Source organism: Pseudomonas sp. M5A4_2d (genome assembly GCF_053345295.1).
On sequence record NZ_JBKEZW010000001.1, the window covers coordinates 65763 to 87744 of the forward strand.

Consider the following 21982-nt stretch of genomic DNA (forward strand, 5'->3'; position numbering starts at 1 on the left):
CTTGGATAGGGCGCGCTGTAAACCGGCGTCAGGCTTGGCTGCGGGTGCTTGGCTTGACCAGCCGCGAAGTGGAACCTTGGGCGTTGTACAGCGCCGGAGGCTCTCCGCCGTGAAGTATACGCAGCTGGTTGGCGGTCGTAGCTTGCTGAAGCTGGATCGACTGGCCATTGAGCAGGTTGGCTTCCTGGCACTGGGCGAGTAATTGATTGAGTGCGGTGCTCTGCGCCAGCAACTGATCGCCGACCGAAGAATGGCTGGCGAGCTGTGCGAGGCCGTCGTGATCAGCCGGCAGGCCGAGGCTGATCAGAATTTCGCTGCGCTTCTTGCCATGCTGCTCCAGCAGCACAATCAGCGACTGCTTGCGCGCCAGAATTTCTTCCAGCAAGCGCATATCCCGACCATACAGGGCCAGGGATTCTTCTTTGAGCAGCTCGAGCAAATGTTGCGTCGGCGCCAGATCATCAATGATCAGTTGAAGCAAATGTTCGTCGTGGTGCATGGCTGGCCTTGGGTTTTAAGCGTCCAAAAGCCCTGCGCAGGCCTTTGCCTAGCGCTCGGCTTCGAAGTTAAGCAGCTTGCTGGCTACACGGTTGCTGTCGACTTTATAGCTGCCATCGGCGACGGCCTGCTTCAATTCGGCCACGCGGGCTTTATTGACAACCGGTTGATCGCGCAGCGAGTCAGTGACCTTCTGCAACTGTTGAGCCTCATTGCTCAGGTGTACCGATTCCCCACTCTGGCTGGCGCCGGCCTGTTCTGCCTTGACGGGCACGGGCTGGGCCTTGGCTTCTACGCTGTCCTTGGCACCGCTGGTGCGCGTATTGCCGGGCAAAGCCGGGGTGTTATTTAAACGACTGAAATCAATGACCATGATAAAAAAAACCTCTGGGTATTTGGACGCTTGCCATGTTTTCGGCCATACCCGGACAAACTTTAGGTTCGTTTGACAATAAACCTGTACAGGCCGACATCCAACGCACAGTGTAGGAAAAGCTGGCGTTTGACACCAGTGATCTATAACGCGACCTCTACTTGGCCAGGCGCGGTCACTTGCGCCTTTATCACCCGGTTGGAGTTGAGGTTCTTGACTCTAATCTGTTCGCTCATGCCGCCGTTGGACAGCGCCTCGCCCGGCATTTTGACGGTCAGCCCGCCACTGCTGGCAGAAATCACCACCTGATCGCCCTTGCGAATCACTTCAGCCTGTTCCAGATGAACCAGTGTGATGACCTGGTCGGTGACCATTGGTCGGGTAAGTTTCTGCCCGACGGCCTGATCCAGCGAGGTGAGGTAGCCCTGATTGATCAGGCTGATATCCCGCTCGCGCAGGGCGACGTCTTCAAAACCGATGATACCCGTGCGCTTGAGCGGGCGCGTGACCACCACTACATCGCGAAACAGTTTGACCTGCGCCGGCACGAACACGGTCCAGGGCGATGCGCCCTCGCAGCGCACCTTTACCGTCACGCGGCCGATGGGCTGGGCGGGGCTTTCCAGTGAGGCCGTCAATTCCTTGTCGCACATTGGCATGCGCAGGCGCGGGTCTAACTGGTTGACCTGGATTTCATAACGCCCAGGTGTCTGGGTGGTCGTCAGATAATCTTCTACAGTGAACTCAAGAAAGCCTTGAGTGACGCCGATAAGGAGATCAGGCAATGTGACGTTATCTGCACGTGCCGTGATGCCCGAGCCCAGGGCGAGCAGTGCCATCGAGACGCAGAGCAATCTGCGGTACCGTGGGAGGCGAAGGCGTCGGGAAACTGGCGTTTTAAGGTTCATAAATCAATAAATAGCAAAGCTCGTGCCGTTTAGTGTTGGGTACGCGCTGCCCTGTAGGTATCGCCCCAGGTTTTAGCGTAGGAGTCATGGCATGGCAGGAGTAATGGATTCAGTAAACCAGCGCACACAGCTGGTAGGGCAGAATCGCCTGGAGTTGTTGCTTTTTCGCCTTGACGGCAAGCAGCTGTACGGCATCAATGTGTTTAAAGTGCGGGAAGTGCTGCAGTGCCCCAAGCTCACCATAATGCCCAAATCCAGCCCCGTGGTGTGCGGCGTGGCCAACATTCGTGGCGCGACCATACCCATTCTTGACCTGGCCTTGGCCACAAGTTCCGCCGGTCTGCAGGATCGCCAGAATCCGTTCGTGATCATCACTGAGTACAACACCAAGACCCAGGGTTTCCTGGTGCGCTCGGTGGAGCGCATCGTCAACATGAACTGGGAGGAGATCCATCCGCCACCCAAGGGCACCGGGCGCGATCACTACCTCACGGCGGTGACGCGGGTCGATAACCAGTTGGTGGAAATCATCGACGTGGAGAAGATCCTGGCCGAAGTGGCCCCTACCTCGGAATCGATCTCGGTGGGTGTAGTGGACGCCGAGACCGCGCACAAGGCGATTTCCCTGCGTGTGCTCACGGTGGATGACTCCTCGGTGGCGCGCAAACAGGTGAGTCGCTGCCTGCAAACCGTCGGTGTGGAAGTGGTGGCGCTCAACGATGGTCGCCAAGCCCTGGATTACCTGCGCAAGCTGGTGGATGAGGGCAAGAAGCCGGAAGAAGAATTCTTGATGATGATTTCCGACATCGAGATGCCGGAAATGGACGGTTACACCCTTACGGCAGAGATACGTAACGATCCACGCATGCAAAAATTGCATATCATCCTGCATACTTCATTGTCGGGTGTATTCAATCAGGCGATGGTCAAGAAGGTCGGTGCTGATGACTTTTTGGCCAAATTCCGCCCTGATGACCTGGCATCCCGGGTAGTCGACCGGATCAAGGCAGCAGATCACGGCTAGGGGGAGTTCCCCCTGGCGGTCACACGATTAAAGAGGCGGTATCCTTGTCTACGGGTAATTTAGATTTCGAACAGTTCCGGGTCTTCCTGGAAAAAGCCTGTGGCATATTGCTTGGTGAAAACAAGCAATACCTGGTATCCAGCCGTCTCAACAAACTGATGGAGCAGCAGGGCATCAAGTCCCTGGGTGAGTTGGTTCAGCGCATTCAGGGTCAACCGCGCAGTGGGCTCAAGGAAATGGTGGTCGATGCCATGACCACCAACGAAACCTTATGGTTTCGCGACACCTACCCCTTCGAAGTGCTCAAGAACAAGGTGCTGCCGGAGGCCATCAAGGCCAGCCCGGGCCAGCGACTGCGTATCTGGTCGGCCGCCTGCTCTTCGGGGCAGGAACCGTATTCGATTTCGATGTCCATCGACGAGTTCGAGCGGACTAACATGGGGCAGTTAAAGGCCGGTGCGCAAATTGTGGCCACGGATTTGTCCGGCACCATGCTCACCAATTGCAAGACTGGCGAGTACGACAGCCTGGCCCTGGGCCGTGGTTTGTCCCCGGAGCGCCTGCAACGTCACTTCGACCCGAAAGGGGCCGGGCGTTGGGCGGTCAAGGCGCCGATCAAGAGCCGGGTGGAGTTTCGTTCGTTCAACTTGCTCGATAGTTATGCCAGCCTGGGCAAGTTCGACATGGTGTTTTGCCGCAACGTGCTGATCTACTTTTCGGCCGAGGTGAAGAAGGACATCCTGCTGCGTATTCACGGCACGCTCAAGCGCGGCGGTTACCTGTTCCTCGGTGCGTCGGAGGCGTTGAACGGCCTGCCGGATCATTACCAGATGGTGCAGTGCAGTCCCGGCATCATTTACCAGGCCAAGTGATTGGCGTCTAAGCAATAAAAAACGGGAGGCCCGAAAAAGGCCTCCCGTTTTTTATTGGCGCAACGTATCGGTGCTACTTCGTTGGCCTTAGTCAGGGCATGAGCGTGATGCTGATAGTGTCCAAGGCCAATTGATGAATACCCCTGGGTACCGCTTCGTTGAAAATACCCAGATGCACGCTGCCTGTAATCGGCGCGATGAACGTCCCGCTTTCTAATAGCGTGAAGCCTGGCAGGAGCGGTGCCGCGCGGCCGATCGATTTGCCATTCATCGTCATATACAAGCGTGAGCCGTCGGCAGCGGGCAAGTCTGTTCGGGCGTTGAAGCTGCAATTATAGGTGCGCCCTGCGATCACCGGCACTGAGCGGGTAATGATGTGGGAGGCACCCGGCACACTGTTGGGCAAGTTTGCGACCACTTCATTATTGATAACACGTAGTAATCCCACGTAGCTCCCTTGAGGCACCCAGCCCTGGAGCGTGCCGTCGTTGAAATCCCAGACTGTATCTGGCGTCGGCGTGACAACCGGGCGACGGTTGATGGTCACGGTCGCGTCATTTGCAGGTGTGGAGACCCCGTTACGCCTGATGGTCAGCCGTAGTCGCACGCTGTTGCCCTCATTGGCTTCAACACGGTCTCGGGGTATCAGGGCAGTGAGAGAGGGTGAGGCTTGGCCAATTGAAAAGCTTTGGTTATGGTCGCCGCCCAGGATGCTGCTGATCATGTTTATATTTACAAAGTCCATGGGCAGCAGGGGGAAATTACAGCTGACTTCTGCGCAGTTGCCAACCAGCAGGTTGGTATTCAGGTTTGGAATCGGCTGTGCGGAATCTTGCAGTGAGAAACCGAGCGGCGGTACGTTCATCGTTGTGAGCCTCTGCCTTGAGTGAAGTGATTTCCGCTCCAATAAGGCTTCGAAGAAGCGGTGCTTCACAACTGTTAGAAATGACAGTGCAGACGGACGGTAAGAACTTCCGGTAACGGGCTCACCGTGTTTATGCTCGTTTGCCGCCACTGCGTAAAAGCGGCAAACCCGGTTGCCGCTTTCCTGGCGCCACGCGGAAGTTCGTTGCCGCTTTTCTGGCAATGCCGCAGGCGCTCCCCTCGCAAACCCTTGAATTACGGGCTTTGAACGAATTGGCATGCGCCTTGCTATAACCCAGATACGAAAAGCAGGTCAGCCTAAGGGTTTCCGCCATGAGCATCAGCTTCGATAAAGCGCTCGGTATCCACGAACAAGCCCTGGGCTTCCGCGCCCAGCGTGCTGAAGTCCTGGCCAACAACATTGCCAACGCCGATACCCCGAACTACAAGGCTCGGGACCTGGACTTCTCCGCTGTGCTCGCTGCACAGCAGGACAAGACCAAGAACGGCACCTTTGCCTTGAACATGACCAACAGCCGTCATATTGAAGCGCAAGGCCTGGGCAATGGTGACGAGTCGTTGCTGTATCGCACGCCGATGCAACCGTCGATCGATCAGAACACCGTCGATGCCCAACTTGAGCAATCGGCCTACGCCGAGAACTCGGTGAACTTCCAGGCCAGCTTCACCCTGCTCAACAGCAAATTCAAAGGGCTGATGTCAGCCCTGCGTGGAGAGTAAGCCATGTCCCTAGCCAGTGTTTTCAATATTGCCGGCAGTGGCATGAGCGCGCAGACCACGCGTTTGAACACCGTCGCCAGTAACATCGCCAACGCCGAGACCGTGTCTTCGAGCATTGATCAGACTTACCGCGCCCGTCACCCGGTGTTCGCCACCATGTTCCAGGGCGGCCAAGGTAGCCAGAGCGGTAGCGGCGATTCGCTGTTCCAGAATCAGGATGCCGCAGGCCAGGGCGTACAGGTACTCGGTGTGGTCGAAGACCAGAGCAACCTGGAAGCCCGTTACGAGCCTAACCACCCTGCCGCGAACGAAAAGGGGTACGTGTACTACCCCAACGTCAACGTGGTCGAGGAAATGGCCGATATGATTTCCGCCAGCCGCTCGTTCCAGACCAACGCGGAAATGATGAACACCGCCAAAACCATGATGCAGAAGGTCCTGACCCTGGGTCAGTGATAAGGGGCGCCAAATAATGGCCATCGTTGATACCACTTCTACACCCAACACGGCGGTTCAGGACCTGTTCAACACCAAGGTCAAGACCGCGACGGACAACAGCAGCCTCAGCTCGGCTGCCTCGGCGGCCACGGGTAACCAGGCGCTGGGCAAGGATGCGTTCCTGCAACTGCTGGTGACCCAGCTGAAAAACCAGAACCCGCTGTCGCCTCAGGATAACGGTGCGTTCGTGGCGCAGCTGGCGCAGTTCAGCAGCCTGGAAGGCATTAACACCCTGAACGACTCGGTGAATGCGATCTCCAGCAACTTCAGCTCTTCGCAAGCGCTGCAGGCGTCGTCGCTGGTCGGGCGTTCGATCATCACCCAGACCAACACGGCCATGGTGGATACCAGCAAGAGCATGACCGGCTCGGTGGCGGTGACGGCGGCGACAGGCAACGTCTCCGTCAAGATCACCGACAAGGACGGCAATGCGGTGCGCACTATCGACATGGGCGCCCAAAGCGCCGGCGATTCCAGTTTTATCTGGGACGGCAAGAACGACAACGGTGAGGTCGCGCCAGCCGGGACTTACACCTTCGCGGCCAGCACCAAGAATGACAAGGGCGACGCGGTTGCCCTGCTAACGTCGCTGCCGGCAACGGTGACCAGCGTGACGTTGAGCAAGACCGGCGGCGAAATGCTGCTGAACCTTGCAGGCGGTATGGGCAGCGTCAAGCTGTCGCAAATCCAGACTATCGGTACATAGAGCCGCCTAAATACGGCAGAGGGAGAGAAACATGTCTTTTAACATCGGCCTTAGCGGCCTCTATGCGGCCAACAAACAACTGGACGTAACCGGCAACAACATTGCCAACGTTGCGACCACCGGTTTCAAATCGTCCCGCGCGGAATTTTCGGACATTTACGCGGCGTCCAAGCTGGGCACCGGCCAGAACAGTGTCGGCAGCGGTGTGAACCTGGCGGCAGTGTCACAGCAGTTCACCCAGGGCGACGTCAACAACACCGGCGGTCTGCTGGACATGGCGATCCAGGGCGGCGGGTTCTTTGTGCAGAAGGGCAGCGACGGTTCGCTGGAATACACCCGCAACGGTGCCTTCCACTCGGATAAAGACGGCTACATCACCAACAACACCGGCACCTCGCGCCTGCAAGGCTACGCGGCGGACGGCGATGGCAACATCGTCAAAGGCGCGCTGACCGACCTGCAATTGAACCTGTCGAACCTGCCGCCGAAGGCTTCCAGCAAGGTGGATTCCACCAGTAACCTGAATTCCTCGTCGCCGGTGATCGACCAGACGGTCAAGCCGTTTGATCCGACCGATTCCACCACCTTCAGCACCCAGTACAACACCACTTTGTATGACACCCAGGGTAACGCCCACCCAATGGTGCAGTACGTGGTCAAAACGGATTCCAACACCTGGAAGTCCTACACCCTGATCGATGGTCGTAACCCTGACGGTTCGGCGCCTACCGGCACGGGTTCGACGCCTCCGGTTGCATCGACATTGAGCTTCGACGGTTCCGGCAAACTCACCGGGATTATCACCGGTACTACGTCCAGCACCACCTTGCAGCTGACCGGTTGGGTGCCGGGCACCGTGACCAACGGCGTATGGACCAAAAACGGTGCGAACGCCAACCCTGGCGGGATTGCCATTAACATGGCCAACATTACCCAGTACAACTCGGCCACATACCGCAACCCGCCGGTCACCGATGGCTACGCCACCGGCCAGATCACCGGCCTGAGCATTGACGGTAACGGCGTGCTGTTCGCCACCTTCAGCAACCAGCAGAGCAAGGCCATCGGCCAGCTTTCCCTGGCCAGCTTCAACAACGAGCAGGGCCTGCAGCCGGCTGGCGGCACGGCCTGGAAAGAAACCTTCGCGTCGGGCCAGCCGGGTTACGACACCCCGCAAGCCGGTACGCTGGGTTCGATCGTGTCCAAATCGCTGGAGAACTCCAACGTCAACCTGACCAACGAGCTGGTGGACCTGATCAAGGCCCAGAGCAACTACCAGGCGAACGCCAAGACGATCTCCACCCAGAGCACCATCATGCAGACCATCATTCAGATGACCTGATGCTGTAGCCCTGACGCGCAAGCGAAGCGAAAGCCCCTCAGCCGAGGGGTTTTTTTTGCCTGTCATTTGGCATTTAGCCCTTTTCCCACCACCTGCCCGTTCGAGAGATGACACGCGCTGATTGGAACTGACTACACCGTTCTTTCCACATATCAAGCCGAAAGGCGTTGGATCCTGTCGTTAAAAGGGGCTTGGTATGTGGAATTCATCGGTGCCCGGCCATGGGGCTGGGGGTGTGCGTTATGACGTGGGTGGGGCAGGGCAGCACCTGGGGGGCGTAAGCCGCTCTGAGGACAAAAAGGACGACGTAGATGCCAATAAGGATGTTGTCGGTAAGCTTCTCAGAGAGCTTGATGATGCCGAGAAAACGTCCAAGAGCCAGACCGTCAAGGATCTGCGAGACAAGCTGAATGAACAGCGGAAAGCGCTCGGAGATGAAAAATTCAAAGAAATCCTCGAGCAGCTGAAAAAAGAAATATTTGAGGATTGGCTCACGCGGATGAAGAGGCTGTTTCCGGATCTTTTTCCGGAAGAGGCGATTCCGTCTCCGGCGCCTTCTCCAAAACCATCGCCGGGCGGTGGTGGCGGTGGTGGCGGCGGTAGAGTTAACCCGGAGAATTTTGGCTCCGTAGAGTCCATGAGTAACAAGCCGTTTACCAAAGGGGCTAATTTCACTGACTACAAGCCTGACAATAGCAATCCTGCAAAAAAACCGGGTATGGGCAGAGAAACCGGCAATATCTGGAGTGGTTTCAAACAGGGGCCGGACGGAAACTGCGTCACTGTTTCAGCCATAAAGAGCGCAATGATGAAGTTCGGCCAGAAGCCCACCGATGTTTTCAAGGACGTGAAAGCGTCAGGCGATGGCTATGACGTGCAGATGCGGGACGGGTTTCAGCTCCATTTGAGCAAGGGGCAATTACAGCAGGCGGCACAACAGGCTCGGTTCATGGGGGACGATCCGGCCGTGATGACCGACGCCAACTTCATGTACGCCGCCAGCGCCATGCGGGCTCATATGGAAGGTAATAACGGGCAAGGTTACTGTAACGATCATAACGCTCGCCGAAGCTACATGGATGCGTTGGTGAGCTTGAACGACGGTGAACACGCCAATGAGGGGCTGGATCGTCTGGGCCTCAAAGGCCTGTACCGGCAGACGACGAGCGATGAGCTTGCCAGCGGTGCGTTGGGCGTTGTGAACTACGGCGGCCATTCGATGGCGGTCATTGGCGGCCAGATAGAGCTATGGGGCGGGCGAGGCGGTCGGCCTCAGCGGGAGGATCACGGGGAGGCGTACGCATTTATATAGCTATACAGCGGCAGGTGAAGCGGCATTTCACGCTGCAATAAAACGAAAAAGCCCGTTAACCTCTTATAGGGTTAACGGGCTTTATTCACTCGCTTAGCTTATTGGCAAGCTTCACAATCCGGCTCATCAATCGCGCAAGCCTTCGGCACAGGTGCCGGGCCGGCCGGTGCTGCAAGCACCGAATCATCACCGTGGTTGCCGCTGGAAACAGCGTTCAGCTTGCCGGTGTTGATGGTCGACTTCTCGGTGCTGGTCGCAGCCAGGGCACGGAGGTAGTAAGTGGTTTTCAGGCCACGGTACCAAGCCATGCGGTAGGTCACGTCCAGCTTCTTGCCCGAAGCGCCGGCGATGTACAGGTTCAGCGACTGAGCCTGGTCGATCCACTTCTGACGACGGCTGGCGGCGTCAACGATCCACTTGGTGTCCACTTCGAAGGCGGTCGCGTAGAGCTCTTTGAGTTCTTGCGGGATGCGTTCGATCTGCTGCACGGAACCGTCGTAGTACTTCAGGTCGTTGATCATGACCGAGTCCCACAGGTCGCGGGCTTTAAGGTCGCGAACCAGGTACGGGTTGATCACGGTGAATTCGCCCGACAGGTTCGATTTCACATACAGGTTCTGGTAGGTCGGTTCGATCGACTGCGACACGCCAGTGATGTTGGCGATGGTGGCGGTCGGTGCGATGGCCATGATGTTGGAGTTACGAATGCCTTTCTGCACACGGGCACGTACCGGTGCCCAGTCCAGGGATTCGTTCAGGTCAACGTCGATGTACTTCTGGCCACGTTGCTCGATCAGGATCTGTTGCGAATCCAGCGGCAGGATGCCTTTGGACCACAGCGAACCCTGGAACGTCTCGTAGGCACCGCGCTCATCGGCCAGGTCGCAGGAAGCCTGGATCGCGTAGTAGCTGACCGCTTCCATCGACTTGTCGGCGAACTCGACAGCAGCGTCGGAACCGTAAGGAATGTGCTGCAGGTACAGCGCGTCCTGGAAGCCCATGATGCCCAGCCCGACCGGACGGTGCTTGAAGTTGGAGTTCTTCGCCTGTGGCACCGAGTAGTAGTTGATGTCGATAACGTTATCGAGCATGCGAACGGCGGTGTTCACGGTACGTTCCAGCTTGGCGGTGTCCAGCTTGCCGTTGGTGATGTGGTTCGGCAGGTTGATCGAGCCCAGGTTGCAAACGGCGATCTCGTCCTTGTTGGTGTTCAAGGTGATCTCGGTGCACAGGTTCGAGCTGTGGACCACGCCCACGTGCTGCTGCGGGCTGCGCAGGTTGCACGGGTCTTTGAAGGTCAGCCACGGGTGGCCGGTTTCAAACAGCATGGAGAGCATTTTGCGCCACAGGTCTTTGGCCTGGATGGTCTTGAACAGCTTGATCTTGCCCGGGTACTGGGACAGGGCCTCGTAGTACTCGTAACGCTCTTCGAAGGCCTTGCCGGTCAGGTCGTGCAGGTCCGGTACTTCGGATGGCGAGAACAGGGTCCACGGGCCGTCATCGAAGACACGCTTCATGAACAGGTCCGGGATCCAGTTGGCGGTGTTCATGTCGTGGGTACGACGACGATCATCACCGGTGTTCTTGCGCAGCTCGATGAACTCTTCAATGTCCATGTGCCAGGTTTCCAGGTAGGCACAGACAGCGCCTTTGCGCTTGCCGCCCTGGTTGACCGCTACGGCGGTGTCGTTCACCACTTTCAGGAACGGTACAACGCCCTGGGACTTGCCGTTGGTGCCCTTGATGTACGAACCCAGGGCACGTACCGGGGTCCAGTCGTTGCCCAGGCCGCCGGCGAATTTGGACAACATGGCGTTGTCGTGGATCGCGTGGTAGATGCCCGACAGGTCATCCGGCACGGTGGTCAGGTAGCAGCTGGACAGCTGTGGACGCAGGGTGCCGGCGTTGAACAGGGTCGGGGTCGACGACATGTAGTCGAAGGACGACAACAGGTTGTAGAACTCGATGGCGCGGTCTTCTTTGTGCTTCTCTTCAATCGCCAGGCCCATGGCCACGCGCATGAAGAACACTTGCGGCAGTTCGAAGCGGATACCGTCCTTGTGGATGAAGTAACGGTCGTACAGGGTTTGCAGGCCCAGGTAGGTGAACTGCTGGTCGCGCTCGTGGTTGATCGCCTTGCCGAGTTTTTCCAGGTCGAAGGTGGCCAGGATCGGGTTCAGCAATTCGAATTCAATACCCTTGGCGATGTAGGCAGGCAGAGCCTTGGCGTACAGGTCGGCCATTTCGTGGTGGGTAGCGCTGTCGGCGACGCCGAGGAAGCCCAGGCCTTCGGCACGCAGGGTGTCCATCAGCAGGCGCGCGGTCACGAACGAGTAGTTCGGCTCACGTTCAACCAGGGTGCGGGCGGTCATCACCAGCGCCGTGTTGACGTCGGTCAGGGCCACGCCGTCGTACAGGTTTTTCAGGGTTTCGCGCTGGATCAGGTCACCGTCGACTTCTTCCAGGCCTTCACAGGCCTCGGTGATGATGGTGTTCAGGCGGCCCAGGTCCAGCGGCGCAAACGTGCCGTCAGCCAGGGTGATACGGATCGACGGGTGAGCTTGTACGGCAGCTTCTTCAGCCGGGGTGCGTACAGCGCGTTCCTTGGAACGGGCGTCACGGTAGATCACGTAGTCGCGCGCCACTTTCTGCTCGCCGGCACGCATCAGGGCCAGTTCGACCTGGTCCTGGATTTCTTCGATGTGGATGGTGCCGCCCGATGGCATGCGACGCTTGAAGGTTGCGCTGACTTGTTCGGTCAGGCGGGCAACGGTGTCGTGGATGCGCGACGAGGCAGCAGCGGTGCCGCCTTCAACTGCAAGAAACGCTTTGGTGATGGCGACGGTGATTTTGTCATCGGTGTAAGGAACGACAGTGCCGTTACGCTTGATCACGCGCAATTGGCCAGGTGCGGTGGCGGACAGATCCAGGTTCGAATCAGCGGCCTGCGGCACGGAGCCCTGCGGGTTCTCGCGAGTTGTGTCGGTTTGCATGGGGGGTTGTCTCCACATTCTATATTTATTTGGGCACCATCACGGTGCCCACCGTTCCGTCCTGAAGCACTTACAACAGGCCTTGGCCTGGCATAACAACTTCGGGACAGGAGGAAGGGAGCTCATCGCGCCGCTTCCATGCCGAAGTCTTCGGCTCGGGCCTTTAAAGAACCCTGTGCCGTATTCCTGTTGGGTGACAGTTGCTCGCTTCAAGCACTGCAACACCCGTACCGTTTTTCGCCCTTGTGGCTGGAAAACGGCTGCCATCCGCGTGCGCGGTTTGGGCTTTCAAAAAATGCTTTGGTTCAACCAAACGGGAGCAAGAAAGCACTTGAGTTTCTTGTCTGATCTGTGTTTGGTTTTTCGCTTGAAACCCTACATGTAGGGTTTTTTTAGCGCCGAGGTACAAGATAATGCGTTTTGGGGGTCTTAGCAACGCACTACCTGTGGATAACGCTGTGGGTAAAATGTGTATGAAACATGGAACGCCCGTGTAGGCCGCAGTGCGGCTGGATTGCGCCGTTTGTCACTGAATATTCCAAGGTAAAAACAGCCGATTGGAATTTTGGGGGCGCGAACCCTATCACAAAAAAACGCGATCACCGAATGGATTTCCCGGCTTGTGCTGGAGGGCTGGCCCGTGGCTACAATCGGCCTACTTACAGTCGCTGTTATGCCCTGAAAACATTACAAATAAGGTGCGGCTGGCGAAGTTCAAAATGTGGGAGTCGGGCTTGCCCGCGATAGCATCATCGCGGTCTATTCAGTTACACCGCGTTGATGCTATCGCCGGCAAGCCAGCTCCCACATTCGACCGCATTGTCATGACCACTCTCTCTAACGCGACGAGGATCACCCGTGGAGCAAGAAGCCTGGCAAATATTGATTGTCGAGGACGACGAGCGATTGGCCGAGTTGACCCGTGAATACCTGGAAAGCAACGGCTTGCAGGTGTCGGTAGAAAGCGATGGCGCCCAGGCTGCGGCACGCATCATCGCCGAACAGCCTGACCTGGTGATCCTCGACCTGATGCTGCCCGGCGAAGATGGCCTGAGCATCTGCCGCAAAGTCCGCGAGCGCTATGACGGCGTGATTTTGATGCTCACCGCACGCACTGACGACATGGACCAAGTGCTTGGCCTGGACATGGGCGCCGACGACTATGTGTGTAAACCCGTGCGCCCGCGCTTGTTGCTGGCACGTATCCAGGCCTTGTTGCGGCGCAGCGAGCCCGCGGAACCTGCTGCCGTGGAAAACCAGCGCCGCCTGCAATTTGGCCCATTGGTGGTGGACAACGCCCTGCGCGAAGCCTGGCTGCACGAGGGCGGCATCGAGTTGACCAGCGCCGAGTTCGACCTGTTGTGGCTGTTGGTCGCCAATGCCGGGCGCATTCTGTCGCGCGAAGAAATCTTTATCGCCTTGCGCGGTATTGGCTACGACGGCCAGGACCGCTCCATTGACGTGCGTATCTCACGCATTCGGCCGAAAATCGGCGACGATCCGATCCATCCACGGCTGATCAAGACCATTCGCAGCAAGGGCTACCTGTTCGTCCCCGAAGCCGCCGCCGATATGCCGCTGTGAACTCGATCTTTCTGCGCATCTACGGCGGCATGTGCGCGGCCCTGGTGCTGGTGGCGTTGCTGGGCGTGCTGGCCTTGCACCTGCTCAATGAAGTGCGCAGCGGCCAGTACCGTGAGCGCCTGGCCCACGGCACTTTTGCGCTGATGGGCGACAACCTGCAGCCCATGAGCCCGATCGAGCGCCAGCGCGCCCTGGCGGTGTGGGAGCGTTTGTTGGGCATCCCTCTGGAATTGCGCCCGCTGGCCGATACGCAGTTGGACCTGGGCCAACGCACTCGCCTGCAACGCGGCCAGGTACTGGTAGAGCAGACCGGGCCGCATGCGGCGCGCGTGCTGCGTCTGGTCAGTGAGCAGTCGCAACTGGTACTCACCGGCGAAGTCCAGCAGATCAGCGAACAACTGGCCCGTGCGACTATTTACCTGCTGGCGGACGAACTGGTGCGCTTCCCGGTCGCCGAGCAGCCGCAGAAACTGGCAGATATCAAGGAAGCCAAGGGTTTTGGTTTTGACATGCACCTAATGACCCTGGATGCGGCGGACATGGACGACGACCAGCGGCGTCGAGTGTCGGAAGGCGATACGGTGATGGCCTTGGGCAAGGGCGGCGATTCAATCCGTGTGTTTGCCGGCATGGTCGGTACGCCGTGGGTACTGGAAATCGGCCCGCTGTATCAAATGAGCCCTTACCCGCCGCAATGGCTGATCCTGATCGCGCTGATCAGCCTGACCCTGATTGGTTTGATCGTCTATTTACTGGTGCGTCAGCTTGAGCGACGCCTCAAAGGCCTGGAGGCGGCGGCCACCCGCATTGCCAAAGGTAACCTCGAGGTTCGCGTACCGGCTCGGGGTGCCGACTCGGTGGGGCGCTTGGCGGCTGCCTTTAATGGCATGGCCGAGCACTTGCAGCAATTGCTGGCGATCCAGCGCGAACTGGTGCGCGCGGTCTCCCACGAGCTGCGCACCCCGGTGGCACGCCTGCGCTTTGGTCTGGAGATGATCGGCGACGCCGCCACCCCTGAGGCGCGGCGCAAATATCTGGAAGGCATGGACAGCGACATCCAGGACTTGGACGGCCTGGTGGACGAAATGCTCACCTACGCACGCCTGGAGCAAGGCGCACCGGCGCTGAATTTCCAGCGGGTCGACCTCAATGCGTTACTGGATCAGGTGATCGGCGAATTATCGCCACTGCGCCCGCAGGTCAGCGTAGCCCGAGGCATCTGCCTGTCTTCGGCACATTGGGATGACGCCTGGGTCGACGCCGAGCCGCGCTACTTGCACCGGGCCCTGCAAAATCTGGTGAGCAACGCCATGCGCCATGCCCAGGGCCAGGTGTTGATCAGCTATCAGGTGGGCCAGGTGCGTTGTCGCATCGATGTGGAAGACGACGGGCCTGGCGTGCCGGAAAGCGCCTGGGAGCGGATCTTTACGCCATTCCTGCGTCTGGACGACAGCCGCACCCGTGCGTCGGGCGGGCATGGCCTGGGGTTGTCGATTGTGCGACGGATTATCTATTGGCACGGCGGGCGCGCGTTGATCAGCAAGAGCAATAATTTGGGCGGGGCATGCTTTAGCCTGAGTTGGCCGCGGGATCAGGATAAACCCTGACACTGCTATCGCGGGCAAGCCCGCTCCCACAGTTGGAATGCATTCCCCTGTGGGCGCTGGCTTGCCTGCGACAGCTATCTATCAGGCGCTGATAGCGACCAGGCTCAACAACTGCTCCCCGTCCACCACAAACTGCCCCTCCAACTCCGTGCCATGGCACCACTGTGCAGACAAATCCGTCAGCAACCGCAGCCGCACATACCCAGCCGCCGACCACTCCAACACCTCGGCATGCTCAAAGTAGAAGCGCTTTTGCACGATCGGGTAGAGCGCCTTGAACAGGCTTTCCTTGACCGAGAACGTCAGCGTCACCAGCAAGGCGATCTGCTCGCGGGGCAAGGCGGCCATGCGCTGTAATTCATCGGCAGTGAGAATTTCCCCGGCCAGGCGCTCCGCCCGTTCCAGCGTCAGCACATTCTCCAGGTCCATCCCCAGCCCGCGCCATTGCGCCTTGTGCGCGACAATCGCCGCCGCATGACCGGTGCTGTGGGTGATCGAGCCGCTGATATGCCCGGGCCACACCGGCGCCCGGTCTTCGCCGATGGCCGGCACGCAATCGAGCTGATCAAGCTGTTGCAACGCCGCGCGGGCGCACACGCGGCCGGCGAGGAATTCTGCCTGACGCTTGGCCACCGAGCGCTGGATGCTCGCCGGCGGCGGCACGGCACTGCGCTGGAAGTCGTCGGCGATCAGTAAGGCCGGGTCGAATCGAGTGCTGAGAAACACCGTGCCCGGTAACGGAACGGGCAGCGGCCAGTGGGCATCGAGTGGGGTACAGCAAGCGGGTAGGGGCGTCATGTGCGGTATTTTGCCGAGTTGCCACGCCAGTGGATAGCCCGCAACGATTCAGGCCAGGTTCAGAGCCCGTTCAGGGGGAGTTCAGGGGCGCCTGCGTAGTCTGGCTTCAACAGCCAAACGCGTAGAGGTAAGCACCATGACTGCGATCAAAAAGCTGATGTTGGCGTTAACCATGCTCAGTGCTACGGCCGGGGTCCAGGCTTCGGACGGCGCATTTGCGGCATTTGGTAGCGAAAAAACCAAAAAATCCAGCAACCTGATCCAGCGTGTCAGCTTCGACGATGCGGGCAGTCAGGCCGCGCCGTGGGGGCAGTCGCTGGGGCAAGTCACGCCTCAGCCCGCCTATCGCACCGGCTACGAACACCTGACGGGCCAATACAATGGCATTAAACTGCGCCCGCAAGACTTGCAGGGCCGCTATGATATTCCCCTGTCGGACAGTTGAATCGCCTTGGAGAGCCTTATGAAATTGCTGGTCGTGGAAGATGAGGCGCTGCTGCGTCATCACCTGTTCACCCGCCTGACCGACAGTGGTCATGTGGTCGAAGCCGTGGCCAATGCCGAGGAAGCCCTGTACCAGACCGGGCAATTCAACCACGACCTGGCGATTATCGACCTGGGCCTGCCCGGCATGGGCGGCCTGGACCTGATCCGCCAACTGCGCAGCCAGGCCAAGACCTTCCCGATCCTGATCCTCACCGCGCGCGGCAACTGGCAGGACAAGGTCGAGGGCCTGGCCGCCGGCGCCGACGATTACGTGGTCAAGCCGTTCCAGTTCGAAGAGCTGGAAGCGCGGATGAACGCCTTGCTGCGCCGCTCCAGCGGGTTTACCCAGTCGACCATCGTCGCCGGGCCGCTGCTGCTGGACCTCAATCGCAAGCAAGCCTCTCTGGATGAGCAACCGCTGGCGCTGACCGCCTACGAGTATCGGATTCTCGAATACTTGATGCGTCACCATCAGCAGGTGGTGGCCAAGGACCGCTTGATGGAGCAGCTCTACCCCGATGACGACGAGCGTGATCCGAATGTGATCGAAGTGCTGGTCGGGCGCCTGCGCCGCAAGCTGGAAGGCCCGGCCGGGTTCAAGCCGATCGACACCGTGCGCGGCCTGGGCTACCTGTTCAATGAGCGCTGCCGTTGATTCGCTCGTTACGTGTGCGCTTGATGCTCGCGGCCACCACCCTGGCCGTGCTGTTTATGCTGGGCTTGTTGCCCGCCATGCAAGGCGCGTTCAGCCTGGCGCTGCAGGATTCCATCGAGCAGCGCCTGGCGTCGGACGTCACCACCCTGATATCCGCCGCGCGGGTCGAAAACAACCGCTTGCTGATGCCGGCGCAGTTGCCGGACGAACGCTTCAACCTCACTGACAGCCGCCTGCTCGGTTATATCTACGACCGAGAAGGTCATCTGGTCTGGCGCTCACGGGCGACCCAGGAAGAAAACATCAACTACAAGCCGCGCTATGACGGGCGCGGCAACGAGTTTGCGCGTATTCGCGAGGCCAGTGGCCAAGAGTTCTTCGTGTATGACGTCGAGGTCAAGCTGCTGGGCGGCAAGAGCGCGGCGTTCAGTATCGTGGCGTTGCAACCGGTGCGCGAATACCAGCTGACCCTGGAAGGCCTGCAGGAAAACCTCTACCTCGGGTTTGGCGCGGCCTTGCTCGTATTGCTGACCCTGCTGTGGCTGGGGCTGACCTGGGGCTTGCAAGCCCTGCGGCGCCTGAGTCAGGAACTTGACCAGATCGAAGGCGGCACCCGCGAAAGCCTTACCGAAGAACACCCCCGTGAACTGCTGCGTCTGACCGGCTCCCTCAACCGTTTGCTGCACAGCGAGCGTGAGCAACGTGCGCGTTACCGCGACTCCCTCGACGATTTGGCCCACAGCCTGAAAACCCCGCTGGCCGTGTTGCAGGGTGTGAGCGAAGACATGGCCCAGCGGCCGGAAGAACGCGGTCAGGCCTGGGTATTGCAATCGCAGATCGAACGCATGAGCCAACAGATTGGCTATCAACTGCAGCGCGCCAGCTTGCGCAAAAGTGGCCTGGTGCGTCACCAGGTACGTATCGAGCCGGTGTTGCAAAGCCTGTGTGACACCCTGGATAAGGTTTACCGCGACAAGCGCGTCACCGTGTCTTTTGACTTGCCGCCCGAGTGCGATGTACCGATCGAGAAGGGCGCCTTGCTCGAAATGCTCGGCAACCTGCTGGAAAACGCTTATCGCCTGTGCCTGAGCGAAGTGCGCATCAGCCTGGTGGAGAATCTCGAAGGTATCGAGCTGTGCATTGAAGATGACGGCCCAGGCGTACCGCCCGATCAGCGTGCGCGGATTCTGCAAAGGGGTGAACGGCTGGACCGCCAGCACCCGGGGCAGGGGATCGGCCTGGCGGTGGTCAAGGACATCATCGAAAGCTATAGCGCGCGCCTGACCCTTGGGGATTCGCCATTGGGTGGTGCGGCGTTCAAGATTCACTTCCCGGCTGTTTGATGTGCAGTGGCTGTATCGGCCTCATCGTAGGCAAGCCAGCGCCCACATTTTGAATGTATGCACGCATCAAAGGTGGGAGCCGGGCTTGCCCGCGATGAGCATAGGTATCTACGCAACTCTTTGTGTCGCTTTAAGACTTTGAGGGGGTTAGGTAGATTGAGTACATATCCGTTGCTGCGGTAACGGCGGCTTAGGGTTCCGCCCTTACGGCGGGTCACTTTTGGCAAACGCCCCAAAAGTAACCAAAAGGTCTTTGCCCCACCACTCGGTGCCTCGCCCAGGCTCGGCATGCCCTCACTCCGGCTTGAATCCGTGGGCCGCCGCGATGGGCCAAGGATGGCCCATGGCGGCGGCCCACGGTCCAAAGCCTGCGTGAGGGCACACCGAGCCTAGGCGAGGTGCCGAGTGGTGGGGCAAAGACCTTTTGGTTACTTTTGGGGCTCTTTTCCAAAAGTGACCCGCCGTAAGGGCGGAACCCATGTCAGCCGTTACCGCAGCAACGGATATGTACTCAGCACCCCCCGACAACCACAGCACTCAACCCGTAAAAAAAGATGTGTAGATACCTATGCCGCGATGAGGCCCACCCAGGTAACCCCCTCTAACTCTCTTGCGCCCGATACGCCCCCGGCGTCAGTCCCGTCCACTTCTTGAACGCCCGATGAAACGCCGACGGTTCGGAAAAACCCAACTGCTCGGCGATCTCCTGCAAAGACAAATTTGCTCGCCCCAAATGGTAGATGGCGATGTCTCGCCGCAACTCATCCTTGAGCGCTTGAAAGCTGGTGCCTTCTTCACGCAAATGCCGGCGCAGGGTCTGCACACTGATGTGCAGGTGCTGCGCGACGGCTTCAAGGTCTGGCCAAGGGCTGCGGTCGCGGCTGAGCAAGCGGCGTAACTGGCTGCTCAGGCTGTCGCCTTCATCCGGCCGGGACAGCAGGTCGGCGGGGGAATGCTCAAGAAAGTGCTTGAGGGTCCGCTCGTCCTGCAGCAGCGGCAGGCTCAGGTAGCGACTGGGAAATACCAGGCTGCTGTGCGGCGCACCGAACACCTGAGGGCAGGGGAAGAGCAGGTCATATTCGCCGGCATGCGCCGGCATCGCGTAGCTGAATGTTGCCTGATGCAGCCGGATGCGCTGGCCGATCAACCAACTGCCCAAGCGATGCCAGATCACCAATAGGCATTCAGTGAGGAAGTGATCCGGGTCCCACAGCTGCGAATCGTCCAGGCTCAAGCGGGCCATGTCGCCTTCTTTTGTCAGCTGCCAGCGCGGACCCTGTGGGAATAGGCTATAAAATAATAAGCCGCGTTCCAGAGCCTTCTCCAGGGTGCGGCAATGAATCAGCGCGTGGCACATCATGGCGAAGGTGCCGCGCTTACTCGGGCCTTCGGCAAACCCCAGGTATTCGTCATCAAGCGCCAGCCACAGCATTTGCAGCAGCCGGGTGAATTGTTCCGGGGCGATGCGGGCGCGGGGCTCGGTGAGCAACTCCGGGGTAATGCCTATCTGGAGCAACAAACCCGAATAGTCGTAACCCGCCCGGCGCGCACCGCCGAGGGCGGCTCGGGCGTAGTGGCTGGCGATGGTACGTTCACGCATGTGAGGGCCTCGTCCATGGAGTGACGGATGTTAGTCATCACCGAGAGGGGCGACAAGGCGGATATCCGCCAAATTGTAGGACGGGATGGGGTGAGTGGGCGGATTTCCGCCATGTTGCCCGTGGCCCCTGTGGGCCCACGTAAACCCCCGGCCCTGATGTCTAAAGGCCTTCAGGGATTTTGAGCAAAGTGGCACGGCGTTTGCGATAAAGATTACAGCGCAGGCTTGTTCCTACAGACCAGGCCTCGCAAACAACAAATCCCTCCAGTGCAGGAGGGTTCGCAATTCAAGTGTCGTGGGCATGGCGGATATTTGCCACACGGTGCGATTGAGGAACTTTGCAATGACGACTCGTCAGCCACTGTACAAATCCCTGTATTTCCAGGTGATCGTTGCAATCGTTATCGGTATTTTGCTCGGTCACTTCTACCCGCAGACCGGTGTGGCCCTCAAGCCACTGGGTGACGGCTTCATCAAGCTGATCAAAATGGTCATCGCCCCTATCATCTTCTGCACCGTTGTCAGCGGCATCGCTGGCATGCAAAGCATGAAATCGGTCGGCAAAACCGGCGGCTACGCGCTGCTCTACTTCGAAGTTGTTTCCACTATCGCCCTGCTGATCGGCTTGGTCGTGGTCAACGTTGTGCAGCCGGGCGCCGGCATGCACATCGACGTCGCTACCCTGGATGCGTCCAAAGTCGCTGCCTACGTGACTGCCGGTGCAGACCAGAGCGTGGTTGGCTTCATCCTCAATGTGATCCCGAACACCATCGTCGGCGCCTTCGCCAACGGCGACATCCTGCAAGTGCTGATGTTCTCGGTCATCTTCGGTTTTGCCCTGCATCGCCTGGGTGCGTACGGCAAGCCGGTGCTGGATTTCATTGATCGCTTCGCCCACGTGATGTTCAACATCATCAACATGATCATGAAGCTCGCGCCACTCGGTGCCCTGGGCGCCATGGCGTTCACCATCGGCGCCTACGGTGTAGGTTCCCTGGTGCAACTGGGCCAGTTGATGATCTGCTTCTACATCACCTGCATTCTGTTCGTGGTTGTGGTGCTGGGCGCCATCTGCCGCGCGCACGGTTTCAGCGTGTTGAAGCTGGTTCGCTACATCCGTGAAGAACTGTTGATCGTACTGGGCACTTCCTCCTCCGAATCCGCACTGCCACGCATGCTGATCAAGATGGAGCGTCTGGGCGCGAAGAAATCCGTAGTAGGCCTGGTGATTCCGACTGGCTACTCCTTCAACCTCGACGGTACTTCGATCTACCTGACCATGGCTGCCGTGTTCATCGCCCAGGCGACCGACACCCACATGGACATCACCCACCAGATCACCCTGCTGCTGGTGCTGCTGCTGTCCTCCAAAGGCGCTGCAGGCGTGACCGGTAGCGGCTTCATCGTGCTGGCTGCGACCCTGTCGGCCGTTGGTCACCTGCCGGTTGCCGGCCTGGCGCTGATCCTGGGTATCGACCGCTTCATGTCTGAAGCCCGCGCACTGACCAACCTGGTGGGTAACGCCGTTGCCACCCTCGTTGTGGCCAAGTGGGTCAAGGAACTGGACACCGACAAGCTGCACAGCGAGTTGGCGTCCGGCGGTACCGGCATCTCCGACACCCGTCCGGAAGATGACCTGGGTGTGGCCGAAGGTCCTGCCCCTGCTGCTGTAAAGTAACAGGCTGATGGCGTGAACTGACGCCGAAGCCACTCGCAAACGCCCCGACTTGTTCGGGGCGTTTGCGTTTGTGCCCGGCCACTTTTGGAATCTTTTGCTT

20 protein-coding genes are annotated in these 21982 nt (G+C 59.1%); 13 read left to right on the plus strand and 7 right to left on the minus strand.

Features of this window, described 5'->3' with window-relative positions; all coding sequences use genetic code 11:
- Positions 1-28: 28 nt before the first annotated feature.
- The 3 genes from ACLBW8_RS00315 to flgA form a co-directional block, all read right to left on the minus strand.
- The gene (locus tag ACLBW8_RS00315) at positions 29-499 is read right to left on the minus strand and encodes a flagella synthesis protein FlgN (protein ID WP_071483206.1); all 471 of its coding nucleotides are present in this window, start codon (positions 497-499) and stop codon (positions 29-31) included.
- 48 nt (positions 500-547) lie between these two features.
- Positions 548-871, minus strand: coding sequence for a flagellar biosynthesis anti-sigma factor FlgM (gene flgM / locus ACLBW8_RS00320; protein ID WP_128588425.1), 324 nt, complete (start codon positions 869-871; stop codon positions 548-550).
- 143 nt (positions 872-1014) lie between these two features.
- On the minus strand, positions 1015-1779 hold the full coding sequence (gene flgA / locus ACLBW8_RS00325; protein ID WP_262666061.1) for a flagellar basal body P-ring formation chaperone FlgA: 765 nt from the start codon (positions 1777-1779) through the stop codon (positions 1015-1017).
- A 91-nt stretch (positions 1780-1870) separates the two neighbouring features.
- On the opposite strand from flgA, the gene ACLBW8_RS00330 reads away from it, so the two are divergent.
- Positions 1871-2803: a chemotaxis protein CheV gene (locus tag ACLBW8_RS00330; RefSeq protein WP_064453778.1), complete on the plus strand. Its 933-nt coding sequence runs from the start codon at positions 1871-1873 to the stop codon at positions 2801-2803.
- A gap of 44 nt (positions 2804-2847) precedes the next feature.
- Positions 2848-3675: a protein-glutamate O-methyltransferase CheR gene (cheR, locus tag ACLBW8_RS00335; RefSeq protein WP_064453777.1), complete on the plus strand. Its 828-nt coding sequence runs from the start codon at positions 2848-2850 to the stop codon at positions 3673-3675.
- A 91-nt stretch (positions 3676-3766) separates the two neighbouring features.
- Here cheR and ACLBW8_RS00340 read toward each other — a convergent pair whose 3' ends face one another.
- The gene (locus ACLBW8_RS00340; RefSeq protein ID WP_447804289.1) at positions 3767-4540 is read right to left on the minus strand and encodes a hypothetical protein; all 774 of its coding nucleotides are present in this window, start codon (positions 4538-4540) and stop codon (positions 3767-3769) included.
- A 332-nt stretch (positions 4541-4872) separates the two neighbouring features.
- On the opposite strand from ACLBW8_RS00340, the gene flgB reads away from it, so the two are divergent.
- The 5 genes from flgB (at position 4873) to ACLBW8_RS00365 (ending at position 9138) form a co-directional block, all read left to right on the plus strand.
- Positions 4873-5280, plus strand: a complete 408-nt coding sequence (gene flgB, locus ACLBW8_RS00345) for a flagellar basal body rod protein FlgB (RefSeq protein WP_003214246.1) — start codon at positions 4873-4875, stop codon at positions 5278-5280.
- Between the two features lie 3 nt (positions 5281-5283).
- Positions 5284-5736, plus strand: coding sequence for a flagellar basal body rod protein FlgC (gene flgC, locus ACLBW8_RS00350; RefSeq protein WP_064453775.1), 453 nt, complete (start codon positions 5284-5286; stop codon positions 5734-5736).
- Positions 5737-5752: 16 nt separating this feature from the next.
- Positions 5753-6484, plus strand: coding sequence for a flagellar hook assembly protein FlgD (gene flgD / locus ACLBW8_RS00355; RefSeq protein WP_064453774.1), 732 nt, complete (start codon positions 5753-5755; stop codon positions 6482-6484).
- A 31-nt stretch (positions 6485-6515) separates the two neighbouring features.
- Positions 6516-7826: a flagellar hook protein FlgE gene (gene flgE, locus ACLBW8_RS00360; RefSeq protein ID WP_064453773.1), complete on the plus strand. Its 1311-nt coding sequence runs from the start codon at positions 6516-6518 to the stop codon at positions 7824-7826.
- Positions 7827-8022: 196 nt separating this feature from the next.
- Complete coding sequence (locus ACLBW8_RS00365; RefSeq protein WP_447804290.1) at positions 8023-9138, plus strand: hypothetical protein; 1116 nt, start codon at positions 8023-8025, stop codon at positions 9136-9138.
- Positions 9139-9236: 98 nt separating this feature from the next.
- On the opposite strand, the gene ACLBW8_RS00370 is transcribed toward ACLBW8_RS00365, so the two are convergent.
- Entirely contained in the window at positions 9237-12131 is a 2895-nt protein-coding gene (locus ACLBW8_RS00370) for a ribonucleoside-diphosphate reductase subunit alpha (protein WP_064453771.1), read from the minus strand.
- An 858-nt stretch (positions 12132-12989) separates the two neighbouring features.
- Here ACLBW8_RS00370 and ACLBW8_RS00375 point away from each other — a divergent pair.
- Both ACLBW8_RS00375 and ACLBW8_RS00380 read left to right on the plus strand, forming a co-directional pair.
- Complete coding sequence (locus tag ACLBW8_RS00375) at positions 12990-13715, plus strand: response regulator (RefSeq protein ID WP_064453770.1); 726 nt, start codon at positions 12990-12992, stop codon at positions 13713-13715.
- Positions 13712-15322: an ATP-binding protein gene (locus tag ACLBW8_RS00380; RefSeq protein WP_447804291.1), complete on the plus strand. Its 1611-nt coding sequence runs from the start codon at positions 13712-13714 to the stop codon at positions 15320-15322. The genes ACLBW8_RS00375 and ACLBW8_RS00380 overlap by 4 nt, the downstream gene beginning before the upstream one ends.
- Positions 15323-15403: 81 nt before the next feature.
- Here ACLBW8_RS00380 and ACLBW8_RS00385 read toward each other — a convergent pair whose 3' ends face one another.
- The gene (locus ACLBW8_RS00385; protein ID WP_128588407.1) at positions 15404-16120 is read right to left on the minus strand and encodes a 4'-phosphopantetheinyl transferase family protein; all 717 of its coding nucleotides are present in this window, start codon (positions 16118-16120) and stop codon (positions 15404-15406) included.
- A gap of 136 nt (positions 16121-16256) precedes the next feature.
- On the opposite strand from ACLBW8_RS00385, the gene ACLBW8_RS00390 reads away from it, so the two are divergent.
- From ACLBW8_RS00390 to ACLBW8_RS00400, 3 genes are read left to right on the plus strand one after another with little or no spacing between them, the layout of a single operon-like run.
- A complete protein-coding gene (locus ACLBW8_RS00390) occupies positions 16257-16565 on the plus strand; it encodes a hypothetical protein (RefSeq protein WP_221295484.1) in 309 nt (102 codons plus the stop codon).
- An 18-nt stretch (positions 16566-16583) separates the two neighbouring features.
- Positions 16584-17261, plus strand: a complete 678-nt coding sequence (locus tag ACLBW8_RS00395) for a response regulator (RefSeq protein ID WP_017138377.1) — start codon at positions 16584-16586, stop codon at positions 17259-17261.
- Complete coding sequence (locus tag ACLBW8_RS00400) at positions 17258-18604, plus strand: ATP-binding protein (RefSeq protein WP_064453766.1); 1347 nt, start codon at positions 17258-17260, stop codon at positions 18602-18604. Before ACLBW8_RS00395 ends, ACLBW8_RS00400 begins: the two co-directional genes overlap by 4 nt.
- A gap of 601 nt (positions 18605-19205) precedes the next feature.
- Here ACLBW8_RS00400 and ACLBW8_RS00405 read toward each other — a convergent pair.
- Positions 19206-20204 carry an AraC family transcriptional regulator gene (locus tag ACLBW8_RS00405; protein WP_447804292.1) on the minus strand — a complete coding sequence of 333 codons (999 nt, stop codon included), beginning with the start codon at positions 20202-20204 and terminating at the stop codon, positions 19206-19208.
- A 343-nt stretch (positions 20205-20547) separates the two neighbouring features.
- Here ACLBW8_RS00405 and ACLBW8_RS00410 point away from each other — a divergent pair, with 343 nt between their 5' ends.
- Complete coding sequence (locus ACLBW8_RS00410) at positions 20548-21882, plus strand: dicarboxylate/amino acid:cation symporter (protein WP_064453764.1); 1335 nt, start codon at positions 20548-20550, stop codon at positions 21880-21882.
- The last annotated feature ends 100 nt before the right edge of the window (positions 21883-21982 follow it).

Excerpts from the sequence above, each read along its gene's own strand:
- ACLBW8_RS00315 (WP_071483206.1), bottom strand. The coding sequence starts at position 499 with ATGCACCACGACGAACATTTGCTTCAACTGATCATTGATGATCTGGCG.
- flgM (WP_128588425.1), bottom strand. The coding sequence starts at position 871 with ATGGTCATTGATTTCAGTCGTTTAAATAACACCCCGGCTTTGCCCGGC.
- flgA (WP_262666061.1), bottom strand. The coding sequence starts at position 1,779 with ATGAACCTTAAAACGCCAGTTTCCCGACGCCTTCGCCTCCCACGGTAC.
- ACLBW8_RS00330 (WP_064453778.1), top strand. The coding sequence starts at position 1,871 with ATGGCAGGAGTAATGGATTCAGTAAACCAGCGCACACAGCTGGTAGGG.
- ACLBW8_RS00340 (WP_447804289.1), bottom strand. The coding sequence starts at position 4,540 with ATGAACGTACCGCCGCTCGGTTTCTCACTGCAAGATTCCGCACAGCCG.
- flgB (WP_003214246.1), top strand. The coding sequence starts at position 4,873 with ATGAGCATCAGCTTCGATAAAGCGCTCGGTATCCACGAACAAGCCCTG.
- flgC (WP_064453775.1), top strand. The coding sequence starts at position 5,284 with ATGTCCCTAGCCAGTGTTTTCAATATTGCCGGCAGTGGCATGAGCGCG.
- flgD (WP_064453774.1), top strand. The coding sequence starts at position 5,753 with ATGGCCATCGTTGATACCACTTCTACACCCAACACGGCGGTTCAGGAC.
- flgE (WP_064453773.1), top strand. The coding sequence starts at position 6,516 with ATGTCTTTTAACATCGGCCTTAGCGGCCTCTATGCGGCCAACAAACAA.
- ACLBW8_RS00365 (WP_447804290.1), top strand. The coding sequence starts at position 8,023 with ATGTGGAATTCATCGGTGCCCGGCCATGGGGCTGGGGGTGTGCGTTAT.
- ACLBW8_RS00370 (WP_064453771.1), bottom strand. The coding sequence starts at position 12,131 with ATGCAAACCGACACAACTCGCGAGAACCCGCAGGGCTCCGTGCCGCAG.
- ACLBW8_RS00385 (WP_128588407.1), bottom strand. The coding sequence starts at position 16,120 with ATGACGCCCCTACCCGCTTGCTGTACCCCACTCGATGCCCACTGGCCG.
- ACLBW8_RS00390 (WP_221295484.1), top strand. The coding sequence starts at position 16,257 with ATGACTGCGATCAAAAAGCTGATGTTGGCGTTAACCATGCTCAGTGCT.
- ACLBW8_RS00395 (WP_017138377.1), top strand. The coding sequence starts at position 16,584 with ATGAAATTGCTGGTCGTGGAAGATGAGGCGCTGCTGCGTCATCACCTG.
- ACLBW8_RS00405 (WP_447804292.1), bottom strand. The coding sequence starts at position 20,204 with ATGCGTGAACGTACCATCGCCAGCCACTACGCCCGAGCCGCCCTCGGC.
- ACLBW8_RS00410 (WP_064453764.1), top strand. The coding sequence starts at position 20,548 with ATGACGACTCGTCAGCCACTGTACAAATCCCTGTATTTCCAGGTGATC.